The 14,998-nt window shown below is 73.2% G+C and carries 9 protein-coding genes; 4 read left to right on the forward strand and 5 right to left on the reverse strand.

Annotated elements, in window-relative coordinates; genetic code table 11:
• Positions 1-1,574: DUF4173 domain-containing protein (locus E1266_RS27085; protein ID WP_132051703.1), on the forward strand; the 1,574-nt coding region annotated here is incomplete at its 5' end.
• Here E1266_RS27085 and E1266_RS27090 read toward each other — a convergent pair.
• Both E1266_RS27090 and E1266_RS27095 read right to left on the reverse strand, forming a co-directional pair.
• On the reverse strand, positions 1,552-2,151 hold the full coding sequence (locus E1266_RS27090; protein ID WP_132051705.1) for an NUDIX hydrolase: 600 nt from the start codon (positions 2,149-2,151) through the stop codon (positions 1,552-1,554). The genes E1266_RS27085 and E1266_RS27090 overlap by 23 nt on opposite strands.
• A gap of 2 nt (positions 2,152-2,153) precedes the next feature.
• On the reverse strand, positions 2,154-2,903 hold the full coding sequence (locus tag E1266_RS27095) for a GntR family transcriptional regulator (RefSeq protein ID WP_132051707.1): 750 nt from the start codon (positions 2,901-2,903) through the stop codon (positions 2,154-2,156).
• Positions 2,904-3,055: 152 nt separating this feature from the next.
• Here E1266_RS27095 and E1266_RS27100 point away from each other — a divergent pair, with 152 nt between their 5' ends.
• Positions 3,056-3,301: a hypothetical protein gene (locus E1266_RS27100; protein WP_132051709.1), complete on the forward strand. Its 246-nt coding sequence runs from the start codon at positions 3,056-3,058 to the stop codon at positions 3,299-3,301.
• A gap of 18 nt (positions 3,302-3,319) precedes the next feature.
• Here the strand turns inward: E1266_RS27100 and E1266_RS27105 are convergent, their stop codons facing one another.
• The gene (locus E1266_RS27105; protein ID WP_132051711.1) at positions 3,320-4,597 is read right to left on the reverse strand and encodes a PucR family transcriptional regulator; all 1,278 of its coding nucleotides are present in this window, start codon (positions 4,595-4,597) and stop codon (positions 3,320-3,322) included.
• 279 nt (positions 4,598-4,876) lie between these two features.
• On the opposite strand from E1266_RS27105, the gene E1266_RS27110 reads away from it, so the two are divergent.
• Positions 4,877-5,230: a PRC-barrel domain-containing protein gene (locus E1266_RS27110; protein ID WP_132051713.1), complete on the forward strand. Its 354-nt coding sequence runs from the start codon at positions 4,877-4,879 to the stop codon at positions 5,228-5,230.
• A gap of 110 nt (positions 5,231-5,340) precedes the next feature.
• Here E1266_RS27110 and ccrA read toward each other — a convergent pair whose 3' ends face one another.
• Positions 5,341-6,672: a crotonyl-CoA carboxylase/reductase gene (gene ccrA, locus E1266_RS27115; RefSeq protein WP_132051715.1), complete on the reverse strand. Its 1,332-nt coding sequence runs from the start codon at positions 6,670-6,672 to the stop codon at positions 5,341-5,343.
• Positions 6,673-6,714: 42 nt separating this feature from the next.
• Complete coding sequence (locus E1266_RS27120; protein WP_132051717.1) at positions 6,715-13,239, reverse strand: type I polyketide synthase; 6,525 nt, start codon at positions 13,237-13,239, stop codon at positions 6,715-6,717.
• Between the two features lie 288 nt (positions 13,240-13,527).
• Here E1266_RS27120 and E1266_RS27125 point away from each other — a divergent pair.
• Positions 13,528-14,998: MFS transporter (locus E1266_RS27125; RefSeq protein ID WP_132051719.1), on the forward strand; the 1,471-nt coding region annotated here is incomplete at its 3' end.

The following is a 14,998-nucleotide window of genomic DNA, read 5'->3' on the forward strand; positions in this document are numbered from 1 at the left end:
ACCCCGTCCCGCGGGGGTACCCGCCGCCGCCCCCGGTCGTCTACACGCCCACCAAGCTGGACAAGGCCATCGCGGCCTGGAAGCGGCCGGCGCTGCCGATGGCGCCCGCGCTGGCCGCCGGCACGGCGATCGCCGGGCTGATCGGCGCCGTCGCGGTGGGGCCGTCGCTGCGCGACGGGCGGTTCGGCGTCGGGGTCGTCATCACGGCCGCGGCCGTCGCGTACGTGGCGGGGGCCTCGGCCTGGTCCGCGGGACGGCTCGTCCGGCGCTCCCCCCGCAAGGGCGGCTCCCGGTTCAACCGGACCGGGGCCGTGTTCGTGCTGCTCGCCCTTTGCCTGGCGGCGACCGCGGCCGTCCGCGCCGCGGAGTGGATCGTCGTCCCGGCGTTACTGCTCGCCGTCGCCGCCGGCTCGTACGCGGTCTGCGGCGGGCGGTCCTGGGCCGAGGTCCTCGGCGGCGGGCTCGCGGTGGGGCCGGCGGCCGGCTACACGCTGCCGTGGTCGGCGCGCGGCCTCTACCGCGCGGCGTCGCCGCGCCGGGGCAACGCCTGGCCGGTCATCCGGACGGGGTTGATCGTCGCCGCGCTGGTGGCGGTGTTCGGCGGCCTGTTCGCCGGGGCGGACGCGGCGTTCGGCGACCTCGCCGCCGGGCTCGTCCCCGACATCTCGCCGGCCTCCGTCCTCCGGTACGTGTTCGCGGGTGCCGCGACGCTGCTGCTGGCCTGCGCCGCCGCGTACCTCGGGCAGGCGCCGCCCCCGCTGCGGCTGCTGACCCCCGAGCCCGGCAAGCCCGCCGGACGCTGGTCCTGGGCGGTGCCGATCGCCGCGCTCGACCTGCTGTTCCTCGTGTTCAGCGCGATCCAGGCCCGGGTGTTCCTCGCCGACGACAAGGACGCGCTGCTCCGCTCGACCGGCCTCACCTACGCCGAGTACGCGCGGCAGGGCTTCTTCCAGCTCGTCGTCGTGACGGTCCTCGTCCTCGCGGTCGTCGCCGTCGCCATGCGGTACGCGCCGTCCGCGGAGCGCGCCGACCGGATCGCCGTCCGCGCCCTGCTCGGGCTGCTGTGCGCGCTGACCCTCGTCGTCGTCGCGGTCGCGCTGCGGCGCCTCTACCTGTACGAGGAGACGTTCGGCTGGACGCGGCTGCGGCTGTGGGTGCACGCGTTCGAGCTGTGGCTCGGCGGCGTGGTGGTGCTCGTCGCCGTCGCGGGCGTCGTCCGGGGACGGATCGCCTGGCTGCCGCGGGCGGTCGCGGCCACCGGCGCCGCCGCGATGATCTCCCTCGTGGCCGTCGACCCGGACGGGTTCATCGCCGACCGCAACGTCGACCGCTACGCGGAGACGGGCAAGGTCGACGTGTCGTACCTGCGGAACCTGTCGGCCGACGCCGTCCCGGCGCTGGACCGGCTGCCCGAGCCGCAGCGGTCCTGCGCGCTGCGCGCCATCGCCGCGGACCTGGCGGAGGACGAGCCGGCCATGGCCGCCAACTACGGGCGGAGCAGGGCACGCGAGATCCTGGAGCGCCGCCCCGTCGACGACGACGCGACGTGCGTCAACTCGTCCTATCCCCAGTGACCCGGTCGTCCATCTGAGCGTCGTCCATCAAGAGCAGGGCGTAGGCGGCGAGGGTCGAGTCATCGGTGATCCGGCCCTCCCGCACCAGCGCCCTGAACTCGGCCACGGACACCCACTTCTGCCGCATGTCCTGCTCCTCGGGCTCCCGGTCGGTCTCCCCGGCCGTCAGGTCGGACGCGACGAAGATGTTGAAGCCCTGCCCGCTCGTCCCGTGCGAGCAGTTCAGGTAGCCGAGGTGCCGCAGCGTCCCGGCGCGCAGGCCGGTCTCCTGCGCGAGTTCGAGGCGCGCCAGCTCCTCCGGGTCGGCGTCCTGCCGCCCGGGGAGGGAGCCCTGCGGGAAGCTCCAGGTGCGCTTCCCGATCGGGTACCGGTACTCCTCGACCAGGTGGAAGCCGTCCCGCTCGACGGGGATGACCAGCACGAAGTCGGGTTTGTCCACGACGCCGTAGATGCCGCGCGAGCCGTCCAGCCGCTCGACCGCGTCCTCCCGGACGACCATCCATGGGTTCTCGTAGACGACCCGCGTGCCGACCCGGCGGACCGCGGGCTCCTCCCCTGCCTCTTCGCCGTCATGCATGCTCAGGCTCCCGACCCGTAGCGGTAGACGAGTTCGTGCCGGTCGCCGACCACCACCCGGTGGGTGACCTCGACGACGCGGCCCTGCTGGTCGCAGGCGCGGCGCCACAGCGTGAGGACGGGCTGGTCGGGGCCGATCTCCAGCGTCCGCTGCTCCTCCGCGCACGGCAGCCGGCAGGTCACCGACTCCTCGAACGTGATCCGGTGGCCGATCTCCTCCAGCCGCGAGTAGATGCCGCCCGGACCGGTGTCGACCTCGCGCAGCACCGGGATCCGCTCCACGATCTCCGGGACCACCCAGGTCGTCGCCGTCTGCACGGGCGGCTCCCCCTCGACGCCCTGGACGCGCGCCCGCTCCAGCACCCGCGTGCCGGGCGGCACGTCCAAGCGGGCGGCGAGCCGCTCGCCCGCCTCGATCTCGGCGACGGTCGTCCGGGTGAACGGCGTCCGGCCGTCCCGCTGCGCGGAGACGTGGAAGCCGCGCCATGACCCGACCTGCCGCGTGATGTCGGCCGCCGCGCGCCGCAGCCGCTCCGACGTCCGCACCTGCGTGCCGGCGCCGGGCCGCAACCGGACCAGCCCCTGCTCGGCCAGGATCCGCAGCGCCCGCCGGACGGTCGAGCGGTCGGCCGCGTACTCGCTCGCCAGCTCCCGCTCGGGCGGCAGCCACGTGCCGGGCGCGAGCTCGCCCTCGACGATCCGGGCGGCCAGCGCGTTGCTGATCGCCTGTGCCTTCGTGGGGGGACGGGGCATACCTGATCCTGCTCCCGGTGGTCGCGTTGACCTCACACCGTACCGATGCCACGGCGCGCGGCATCCTCTTGGGGATGTGCCGAACGCGTTGTGACCGGCGCTTGGTCGGCCTATGGTGGACCTACCATAAGCCCACCGAGGGAGCCCGCGCGATGTCGGTGATCAAGTGCATGCCCGGCTGGCACGGCGAACGCTCGGACGGCGGCCTGCGGGCCACCCGGATGACCCCCCTGTCCGACTACCAGCTGCTCAACGGCTGCCTGGACGAGATCGTCGCGTCCGACGAGGGCGAGCTGTGGCTGCTCTGCGACGCCCAGACCCGGCTGGCCGAGCGCGTCGCCACCGCCGAGCGGCTCCGCCGCCGGACCAGACCCGGCCTCGGGGCCGGGCCTGGCTGACGGGCGTCCGGGGACGGGTCAGGTGCGGCGGAAGGTGACGACCTCGCCGGAGTCGCCGACGGCCTCGCGGGGCGGCTGGATCATCCGCTCGCCCGCGTTGTCGGCCAGCAGCGCGCGGGCGCGGAGCACGATCTCCAGGTCGAACCGCAGGTCCGGGTCGAGGAGCTGGTCGCCGAACAGCTCCTCCAGCTGGCGCAGCCGGTAGCGGACCGTCTGCGGGTGGACGTGCAGCCGCATCGCGACCTCGTTGGCGTTGCGGCCCGACTGCAGCCACGCGAGCAGCGTCTCGGCGAGCCGGTCCTGCTGGCTGGGCCGCAGGTGGGCCAGCGGCGCCAGGCGCAGGTCCGCGAGCGAGGTGATGAGCCCCTCGTCCTGGAAGAGGATCAGCGTGGACATGTGCTCCACGCTGCGGATCACGCCGCTGTCGGCCTCGATCACGCCGCGCTGGACGAGGCAGAGCGTCTTGCGGGCCCACTGGATCGACCGCGCCGCCTCCATCAGCGGGACGGTCGGGCCGACGACGGCGAGCGTCCCGGCCAGCGCGCGGTCGATGAGCTTGGCGCGGCCGGGCCCGTCCGGGTCGGGGATGATCAGGCTCGGGGTGCGGCGGGTGAGGTCGGCCAGGACGTCGGGCGGGAACGCGGGCTGCCGGGCGTCCTGGTGGTGCCGGCCGAGGGCCACCGCGGCGACCGTCCGGGGGATCGGCCAGTGCGCGGCGGCGGCGAGGTCGGCGATGGCCTCCTGCGCGGCGGGCGGGTCGGCGAACAGCAGGTCGAGGAGGCGCTTGCGGCGGCGCTGCATCTCGCCGGCGACCGCGGCCTTGGCCTGGGAGAACCCTTCGGCCGCCGCGTGCGCCAGCTCGTTCTGGAACTCCATCATCACCTCGCCGACCGCACCGAGCGTGCGCGGCGAGACGTCCAGCGCGTCGGCGCCCTCGGTGAGCCGCCGCCACGCGATCATGCCGCCGACGCGCATCGCGCTCTGCATCGCGTCGAGGCTGCGCCCCTCCCCGGCCTCGCCCCGGCCGATGGCGCGGAAGAAGTCCACCACCGGGGCCGGGTCGTGCCCGGGGTCGGCGACCCGGTCGACGAAGTAGTGGAGCACCCGCTCGACGGCGAGCCGCAGTGTCCCCGAATAGGAGCCGTCTCCCGGCCGGTCGTACTCCCTGACGCGCGTCTGGATCTCCTGGATCATGTCGTCCGCCACCTCGTCGAGGTGCGGCCGCATGTGCTCGGCCAGTTCCCTCGGCAGATCGGGCCACGGGCGCCCAGTCGTGGTGGAACCTTCGTCCGCCACAGAACCTCCCAGCACTCGTCCCCCTGTGTTGCGCGCCACTCACACGGGGTAATTAGTTACTTATGAGTCTAGTGTGAGGCAAATCATGACCCGTGACGTGCCCGGGAGCAAAGTCTAGGTCGAGATTCGACCGACTTCGGCCGGGTTCCTGGCGAATTTCGCCGCGGGCCGCCCGACCGACCGCAGACGCTCCGCCGGATGGCGCGAGACGAGACATAACTTGCGTGGGACGGGTAGTTCCCTGGCTGACCTGCGTGGGATCGAGCGGCTGGAAGAGACATGTTCGAGATCGAGGACATCCGGGAGTGGCGCGGCCGCGACGTGGTCGACGTGGCCGGGAGCAGGATCGGGCACCTGGAGGCGATCTACGTCGACACGGCGACCGACCGGCCGTCCTTCGCCACCATCAGGACCGGCATGCCGACCAGGCAGCGCCTCGTGTTCGCCCCGCTGGAGGGGGCGACGGTCGGACCGGAGCACCTCCGGATCGCGCGCCCGAAGAAGGAGATCAAGAACGCCCCGGCCATCGGGACGGACGGGGAGCTCCTCGCCGGCGACGAGCAGGCGGTCTTCGCGCACTACGACCTCCCCTACGACGCGGCCCCGGACGAACGCCGCCTCGCCCGCCGCTGACCGCCCCGCCAAGACCCACCGCTTTCGTCGCTTGCGGCGTGTTGCCATCCGGCCTGCCATAACAACAACACGCCGCAAGTCGACGGCTTGTCGTCCCTGGGGCGGGACGGTCAGCGGCGGTAGAGGTTCAGCTTGTCCTCGCCGATGCGCTCGCGGAGGGCCGGGTCGTCCACGCCCTGCCCCTCGCCCGTCGCGCCGCAGAGGACGGCGACCTTGCCGACGTGCTGGTTGGTCTGCACCGCGCGGGTCGCCTCGCCCGCCTCGTCCAGCGGGAAGACCTTCGACAGCGTCGGGTGGATCATGCCGAGGCCGACGAGCCGGTTGACCTCGACGGCCTCGTGGTAGTTGAACCCGTGCGAGCCGATGATGCTCTTGAGCCGCATCCAGAGGAAGCGGTTGTCGTACTCGTGCTTGTAGCCCGTGGACGAGCCGCACGTGATGACCTTGCCGCCGCGCTTGGCGACGTACACCGACGCGCCGAACGTCTCGCGGCCGAGGTACTCGAAGACGATGCCCGGGTCCTCGCCGACGGAGCGGCGGATCGCCTCGCCCAGCATCCGGCCGGCCTTCGGGTGCCGGAGGCCCTGCTCGCCCAGGTTCAGGTCGTTGCGGTTGATGACGTGCTCGCAGCCCTGCGCGCGGACGAGCTCGGCCTTCTCCTCGGACGACACGACCCCGACCGGGATGCCGCCGCCGTTCTTCACGAGCTGCGTCGCGAACGAGCCGAGGCCGCCGGTCGCGCCCCAGACCAGGACGACGTCGCCCTGCTTCATGCGGGCGCCGTGGTTCCCGACGAGCATCCGGTAGGCGGTGCCGGCGCAGAGGGTGACGGACCCCGCCTCCTCCCAGGTGAGGTGGGCGGGCTTGGGGATGAGCTGGTTCGCCTTGGCGATGCAGTACTCGCCGAGGGACCCGAAGTTCGTCTCGAAGCCCCACGCGAGCTGCGTCTCGCTCATCATGCCGTCGTCGTAGGAGCCGTGGTCCTCCTCGTCGACGTACGACGGGGACAGCACGACCTTGTCGCCGACCTTCCAGCTCTTCACGCCGCTGCCGGTCCGCACGATGACGCCCGAGCCGTCCGACCCGAGGATGTGGTACGGCAGGTCGTGCCGGGCGCCGTACCAGCCCTGCCGGCCGAACTTCTCCAGGAACGCGAACGTGGGGACCGGCTCGAAGATCGCCGACCACACGGTGTTGAAGTTGATCGCGGCCGACATCACGGCGACGACGACCTCGTCGGGGGCGAGCTCGGGCATCTCGACCTCGCCGACGTGCATCGAGCGGCGCACGTCCTTGTCGGTCTCGCCCTCGAAGATCCCGACCTCGTCCTTGCGGGTGAACGCGGCGCGGAAGCGGGTCGGCAGGTCGATCTCCTGCAGCTCGGGACCGCTCGCGCCGGATCGTACGGCGTCGAGCAGGTCATGGGACGAGCGCTGGGCCATGGGGGTGTCCTCCGTGGAACGACGGGGTTCGTTGGCCGGCCCTCAAGGGGCCGTCGGAGCTGGGACGGCGTCGTGCTCCCGCCGCCCGGCGAGCCGGCCCTCCAGGTGCGCGGCGAGAGCCTCGACACCGGGCGGGTCCAGCAGGTTGAGGTGGTGCGCCCCGGGAATCGTGACGATCTCGAGGTCGGAGCAGAGCCCGCCGAAGCCGTTCGTGCCGTCGAGCACGTAGCGGGCATCGCGGACGGCCCAGGGGGTCTCCTCGGGCGCGTGGTAGAGGATGACGCGGCCGTCGTACGGCTCGGGCTGGTACGCCTCCAGGGATCGGGTGTCCTGGTGCGACGTGAGCTGGTGCGTGAGCGCCGCGGGCGGGATGTGGTCCACGAGGGGGGCTGCACGCTCCATGACCAGCGCGAACTGCGCTTCCTCGTCCAGCCCGGACAGCTCCTCGTAGGTGAGGGTGACGTCCAGGCCGTACGTCTGGTTGATGTAGTCCGCGAACGCGGAGAACCGGCGGGCGAGCGTGTCGGACTCGTCGTCCACCGCGAGCGGGAGGCCCGCGTCGAACAGCGCGACGAACTCGACCTCGCGTCCGGCGGCGGTGAGCTGCCGGGCCGTCTCGTAGGCGAGGACACCGCCGAACGACCAGCCGCCGAGCCGGAACGCGCCCTCCGGCTGGGCCTCCAGGAGGTGCTGGACGTAGCGGGCGGCGCGCTCCTCGACGGACGGCGCGTCCTCGAACCGCTCCAGGCCGTAGACCGGCTGGTCCGCGCCGAGCAGGTCGACGAGCTGGCGGTAGCAGGCGGTGGTGCCGCCCGCCGGGTGCGCGATGAAGATCGGCCGCCGGTCACCGGACGCCTCATTGTGGGGGGACGACCCCCCACGCCCCCCGGAACGGCCCGGTTTCAGCGGCCGCACGGTCTGCCTTGCGGCCTCCTCATCGGCGGCCCGGACGAACTCGGCGACGTGCTCCGCCGTGGGCACCTCGAACAGCTCGCCGCGGGTGACCTCGGCGCCGAGCTCGGCGCCGACCCGCGCGACGATCTCGTCCGCCTGGTGGTCCTGCCCGCCCAGCTCCGTGAAGAAGTCGGCCGTGACGCCGACGCGGTCGAGGCCGAGGACGTCCTCGAAGATGCGGACGGCGAGCCGCTCGGCGGCGTCGCGCGGCATGACGTATCCGGCCTCGGCGTTGGAGACCGCGGTGCCGGCGGCGGCGGGCGCCGGAGCCTCCGAGAGCCCCAGCTCGCCGGCCGCCCACTCCTCGAAGACGTTGACGCTCGCGCCCTGCAGCAGCACCGACGCGGGGACGGTCAGCCCGAGGTCGTGCTCGACGCCGCTCTTGATCCGCACCGCGACGAGGGAGTCGAGGCCGAGGTCGGTGAGCGGCACGGCCGGGTCGAGGCGCTCGGGGTCGAAGCCGAGGACGGCGGCGATCCGGTACCTGACCTGCGCGGCGATCATCCGGCGGGCGGTGGCGGGGTCGAGGTCCCCGAGCGCCTCGACGCCGGGCCAGTCGCCCGCGTCGTCGCCGTGCGCGTCGGCCGCCTCGGTCAGCGCGGCGAAGTACGGCATGTCGCGGATCTCGGGGAACAGCCCGACCGCCGTGCCGGGGTCGAAGCGGAGCACGCCCGTCGCGGGCATGCCGTGGACGAGCAGCGCCTCCAGCGCCTCCGCGCCCTCCGCCGGGCTGATCGGGTCGATGACGGTGACCGACGTCTCGGCGGCCCCGCCGACCTGCGACCAGGTGCCCCAGTTGATGGTGGTCCCCGGCCGTCCGCCGGCGCGCCGGTACGCCATCAGCGCGTCGATCGCGGCGTTCGCGGCGGCGTAGGCGGCCTGGCCGGGCGAGCCGAGCAGCGCGGCGGCCGACGAGTGCATGACGAGCCAGTCGAGGTCGAGGTCCCAGGCGGCCTCGCTGAGCCGCCGCGCGCCCTCGACCTTCGCCGTCCACACCCTGTGGAGATCGTCGGGGCCGAGGTCGGCGATCAGCCGGTCGTCGATCGCGCCCGCGCCGTGCACGATGCCGCGGAGCCGGACGCCGCCCTCCTGCGCGACCCGGACGAGCCGTTCGGCCGTGCCGGGCTCGGCGATGTCGCCGAGGACGACGCCGACGTCCACGCCGTCCTCGCGGAGGCGGGCGATCACCTTCTCGGCGTCGGCGTCGGGCCCGCGGCGGCCGGACAGCACGATGCGTCCCGCGCCGCGCTCGGCGAGCAGCCGCGCGGTGACGAGGCCGATGCCCCCGTACCCGCCGGTGATCACGTAGGCGCCGCCGCGCCGCACCGCGCGCTTCGGCTTCGCGGGCGCGTCGGGGAGTGCGGCCTGCGCGAGGCGCGCCACGTAGCGGGTGCCGCCGCGCCAGGCGACCTCCCGCGCGCCGTCGTCGCCGAGCAGCTCGGCGACCAGGTCAGCGGGACGGTCGACGTCCACGTGCGTGGCCCGCTGGACGGTGCGCTCGAACGCCAGGACCCGGGTGAGCGCGCTGACGAACCCGTGGCCGGGCTCGCCCGCTTCGCCGTCCCGCACGGCGACGGCCCGGTGCGTCGCGACGTACAGGCGGGGGCCGTCGGGCAGCGAGCGGCTCACGCCGGCGACGGTCAGGACGAGGTCCTCGTCCACGAGATCGGCGGACGGGACGAGGAGAACCCCGTCGACGGGCCCGTCCATCTCGGGGTGCCCGTCCGGCAGACCGGCCGTCAGCCGGTGCCGGACGACCCGCCGGCCGCGCTTCTCCAGCTCGGCGGCCGCCGCGCCGGCGAGCGCGTCGCCCTCGTCCGACAGGATCAGCCAGGTGTCCCGCGAGGCTTCGTTGTCGGGGAGCGGCGCCTCGTCCCAGACCAGCTCGACGAGCTTGTCGGCGACGGGCACCGGTACGTCGTGGCGCTCGATGCGGCGGAGCACGATGCCCGTGGCCTCCGCGAGGACCTGCCCGTCCGCCGCGAGGAGCGCGACCGAGCCCGTCGTGCCCTCCTCGTCCTGGGACACCGCCGCGCGCACGTGCCCGCCGCGGTGCGCCGGCCCGAACACGCGCAGGCTGCCGATGGTCTCGGCCTGCCACACGCCTTCGCCGAGCTGCGCCGCGGCCTCGTCCGACAGGACGGCCAGGCACCGGTGGAACACCTCGGGGTGCAGCCGGTAGTGGCGGCTGCCGCGCTCGGCGCCCGCGACCTCCACCGCCGGTCCGGGCGCGGACTCCGCCGGAGCGCGGTGGTCCTCGCCCACGTCCGCGCTGGCGAGCCGCACCCAGGTGCCCGCCGGTGTCAGCGCGTGCACCTCCACGCGCTGCTCTGCCTCGGTGAACGTCGTCGTCACGGTCGTGCGGTCGGCGAGCGCGAGCGGCCGCTCTATCCACAGGCTGTTGACGCGGACGTCCTCGGTGCCGAGCGCGGACGCCCCGGCCGCGAGCGCCATCTCGGCGAACGCGGAGACCGGCAGGGTGCGCAGGCCGTGGACGGTGATCCCGGCCAGCCACGGCTGGGCGGCGAGGCCGACGTCGGCGCGCCAGGCGTGCCGCTCCTCGCCGGGGAACTCCGCGTACGCGCCGAGCAGGGGGTGCTCGTCGCGTCCGCCGGAGCCGCGCGCCGACAGGTCGACCCAGTGCCGCTCGTGCCGCCACGGCGACCGCGGGACGTCGATGATCCGGCCGTCCGCGGGCCGGGCGACCGGGTGGCCGTGCGCCGCCAGGGTGGCGAGCTGCGCGTGGAAGGTGCGGGTGTCGTCGGTCTCCTCGCCCTTGCGGGCCCGCTTCAGCGTGTGGGTGACGAGCGCGCCCGTCCCCTCCAGGGTCTCGCCGACCGCGTGCGCGAGGATCGGGTGCGCGTTGACCTCGACGAACGTCCGGAAGCCGTCCTCGGCCGCCGCCGACACCGCGTCGGTCAGCCGGACCGCGTTCCGCAGGTTCGCCGCCCAGTGGTCGACCCCGAGCCCGGACGACGCGTCGAGGAGGGCGCGGGGGTCGTCGAGAGCGGTCGTGTAGAGCTTGATGCCCTCGGCGAGCGGCGTGCCGCGTTCGGCGCCCACCTCGGCGAGCGCCTCGCGCAGTTCGGGGAGGAGCGGGTCGACCTGGGGCGAATGCCCGGCGCCCTCGGCCTGGACCATCCGGGCCAGGCGCCCCTCCGCCTCGGCGCGCTTGACGATCTCGGCGACCTGGTCGGCGTCCCCGGTGACGACGGTCTGCTTCGGCGACGAGTGCACCGCCGCGTACACCTCGGGCAGGCCCTCGCCCAGCCGGGCGACCTCGTCGGCGGACGCGCCGAGGACGGCCATCGCGCCGCCGCCGACGAGGCGGGTCAGCAGCCGGGAGCGGCGGCAGATGACGCGGACGCCGTCCTCCAGCGTGAGCGCGCCCGCGACGACCGCGGCGGCGACCTCGCCCATCGAGTGGCCGATGACCGCGCCGGGGGTTACGCCGTACGACTTCCACATCCGGGCCAGGCCGATCTGGATCGCGAACAGCACCGGCATCGTGTTGACCGGACCGTCCGGCTTCGCGCCCTCTTCGAGGAGCGCCCACAGATCGGGGCCGCCCTCCTCGGCGAACAGGCCGTCCAGGTCGTCGATGGCCTCGGCGAACGCGGGCTCCTCCTCAAGGAGCCGCTGCGCCATACCGGCGCGCTGCGCGCCGTACCCGGAGAACACCCACACGGGACGGCCCGGGGAGCCGAGCGCCGTGCCCGTCACCACACCGGGGTGGGGCCGTCCCTCGGCGAGTGCGGTCAGCCCTTCGACGAGCCCTGCCCGGTCCCTGGCGGCGACGGCGGCGCGGGCTCGGCCACGGCCGGCGCGCCGGTGCAGGGTGCGCGCGAGGTCGGGAAGCTGCACGTCCTGGTTCGGGATCCACTCGGCCAGAGCGGCAGCGTGGTCGCGCACCCGGTCGTCGCTCGTGTCGGACAGCGGGAACGTCCGGACGACCGCCGGCTGGACGACCGGTTCCTGCGCGGGAGCCTCTTCCAGGACGACGTGTGCGTTCGTTCCACCGAACCCGAACCCGGACACACCGGCCCGTGCGGGATGCCCTCGCCGGGGCCAAGGCGTCTCTTCCGCGACGACCGCGAGACGCAGTTCGTCGAACGGGATATGCGGGTTGGGTTCCTTGTAATGCGCGCTAGGCGGAATGACACCGTGATGTAGAGCGAGGACGGCCTTGATGAACCCGGCAATGCCCGCCGCCGACTCCATGTGCCCGAGATTCGACTTCGCGGAGCCGAGCAGAAGGGGCTCGCCGGGTTCGCGCCCGGCGCCGAGCACCTCGCCGACCGCCTTCGCCTCGATCGGGTCGCCCAGGAACGTGCCCGTCCCGTGCGCCTCGACGTAGTCGACCTCGCGGGTGTCGATGCCCGCGCTCCCGTACACGTCGCGGAGCAGGGCGCGCTGCGCGTCGGAGTTGGGCGCGACGAGGCCGTTGGACCGCCCGTCGGAGTTGACGCCGGACCCCTTCACGACGGCGAGGACGCGGTCGCCGTCCCGGACCGCGTCGGACAGCCGCTTCAGGACGACGGCGCCGCAGCCCTCCGCGCGGACCATCCCGTCGGCGGACGCGTCGAACGCCTTGCAGTGCCCGTCCGAGGCCGTCCCGCCGGCGAGGTCGAACGTCATCGTGACGGTCGGCGACAGCAGCACGTTCACGCCGCCGGCGAGCGCCACGTCCGCCTCGCCGCTGCGGAGCGCCTGCACGGCGAGGTGCGTGGACACCAGCGACGACGAGCACGCCGTGTCGACGATCATGCTGGGGCCGCGCAGGTCCAGCAGGTACGACAGCCGGTTCGCGATGATGCTGAGCGCCGCGCCCGTCGCCGTGAACGGTTCGAGGGACGCGAGGTCGGACGCGGTGAACGCCGCGTACTCCGGCGCGGACACGCCGACGAACACGCCGGTGCGGCTGCCGCGCAGCGACGCCGGGCCGATGCCGGCGTGCTCGAACGCCTCCCACGCGACCTCCAGGACGAGGCGCTGCTGCGGGTCCATGACCGCGGCCTCGCGCGGGGTGATCCCGAAGAACGCGGCGTCGAACCCGGCGATGTCGTCGAGGAAGCCGCCGAGCCGGGTCGTGCGGGCGAGCAGGTCCCCGACCTCGGGGGATCCGTCGTCGAAGGGGTCCCAGCGGCCGTCCGGCACCTCGCGGACCGCGTCGCCCCGGCCGGTCAGGAACCGCCAGTATTCTTCGGGCCCGGTGAGGTCGCGCCCGCCGCCGGGGAAGCGGCAGCCGATGCCGACGACGGCGATCGGCTCGTCGTCGGCGGCCTCCCGCGGCACGGCCGGTGCCGGTTCCGCGGCCTCGGCGGCACCGCCCGCGAGCGCCAGGGAGAGCTTGTTGATCGTCGGATGTTCCCAGACGAGGGTGGCGGGCAGGGCGCGCCCCAGCATCTGCTCGAGCTCGCCGGCGATCGCGACCGCGTCCCGGGACGCCAGCCCGAACTCCTCGAGCGGCCGGTCGGGGTCGACCTCGGCGGCGGTTGTCCTGGAGCGGCGCGCGATCTGCTCGATCAGGTGCCGGCGGATCGAATCCTCACTGATCCGAGTCTCGTCCTGCGCGTTGGCCCGCGCGGCTCCGGAACGATCGTTGCTCTGCATACGGTGGGTTCCCCCCAAAACCGGGATCGTTCAGCGAAGCGGAGGGACCCACTTTGTCCTACGATGACCAACTCATGATGCGCATCCAGACCACTTTTCTCAACCGCTACTTGTCACGGTGATGACAAGACTCGGGAGTAACCATTGTGGCCTGATGGGAGAGTTGAGGCACCCTGCCCCACAGTCGGGGCTGAGTAACGAACTGCGAACCAATAGTAACAATAGCGACGAGCGCTTTAGGGGGAAGCGGCGATTTCCTGACTGTGGGGAATTCACGCCGTACGCACAGTGACCCGGGGCCGGTACCGATGGGCGCTGGCGGTCGTGGCCGTCAGCGCGTTCATGACCACCATGGACAACACGGTGGTCTTCACGGCGCTGCCCACGATCATGGCGGACCTGGACATGTCGTCCTCCGCCAAGGACTGGGTCGCCACCGGCTACATCCTGATGTTCTCCTGCCTGATGATCATGGGCGGGCGGCTCGCGGACGTCTACGGCTGCCGCGTCACGTTCACCTCCGGCATGATCGTCTTCACCGCGGCCTCGGCGGTCTGCGGTCTCGCGCAGAGCTCCGACGTGCTCATCCTCGCCCGCATCGTGCAGGGCGCCGGCGCCGCGCTCGTGCTCCCGGCCACGCAGGTCATGGTCACCGTCGGACGCAACGACAAGCAGCGCTCCATCGGCAACATCGCCTTCATCGGCGCCGCGTCCAGCGCGACCGCGCTCGGCCCCACGATCGGCGGGGTCATCGTCCAGCACTGGCACTGGGGCTGGATCTTCCTCATCAACATCGTGCCCGGCATCATGGTGACCGTCCTCGGGCTGTTCGTCCTCACCTCGAAGGGCGAGAACAAGCACGCCCGCATCGACCTGCCCGGCGTGCTGATCTCCGCGACGATGCTGTTCGCGTTCATCTACGGGCTGGAGTCCGGCAACAAGCACGGGTGGAGCAACCCGTCGGTGCTCAGCGTCTTCGCCCTCGGCGGGATCGCCCTGGCCTGCTTCGTCCTGGTGGAGAGCTGGGCCCCCGACCCCATGATCGACCTGCGGTTCTTCCGCAACCGGGTCTTCACCGGCGGGCTGATGTCGCAGATGCTCTACGGCATCGGCTTCAACGGCATGATGTTCTACTCGCAGCCGTTCCTCCAGCGCTTCCTGGGCTTCTCGCCCCCCGAGGCAGGCCTGGTCATGCTGCCCCCCGCCATCGCGATCATGGTGCTGACCCCGATCGCGTTCCTGCTCGCCACCAAGGTCGGCCCGCGCCCCGCGATCGGCTTCGGCATGGCCCTGATGGGCCTCGGCATGTTCCTGTTCTCCACCCTCCAGACCGGTGACGGCTACGCCGATCTCATGCCCGGCGTCATGCTCGTCGGCGTCGGTGCGGCCCTGGGCATGCCGCTGGTGATGTACGTGCTCAAGGCCGTCCCCGAGCAGCGCGCCGGGGTGGCCAGCGGCGTCATCAACGTCATCCGGGAGGCGTCCGGCGCGTTCGGCATCGCCATCGTGGGCCTGCTCATCCACGCCGTCCCCGACGAGGGCGCGGACGCCGCGGAACTGGAGACGTTCCGCGACGGAACCTCCTCGGGCCTCATCCTCGGCGCCGGCCTCGTCCTGATCGGCGGCGTGATCAGCGCCCTCACCCTGCCCAGCCGCCGCGGCTGGCTGGGCCCGAAGCACGGCAAGAAGCCCCCCGTGATCCCCGACCCGGTCGAGACCCCCGACCTGGTCCCGGCGACCTCCCGCACCTCCCTGGACC

Origin of the sequence: Actinomadura sp. 7K534, assembly GCF_004348575.1 — a bacterium.
Lineage (GTDB): Bacteria > Actinomycetota > Actinomycetes > Streptosporangiales > Streptosporangiaceae > Spirillospora > Spirillospora livida.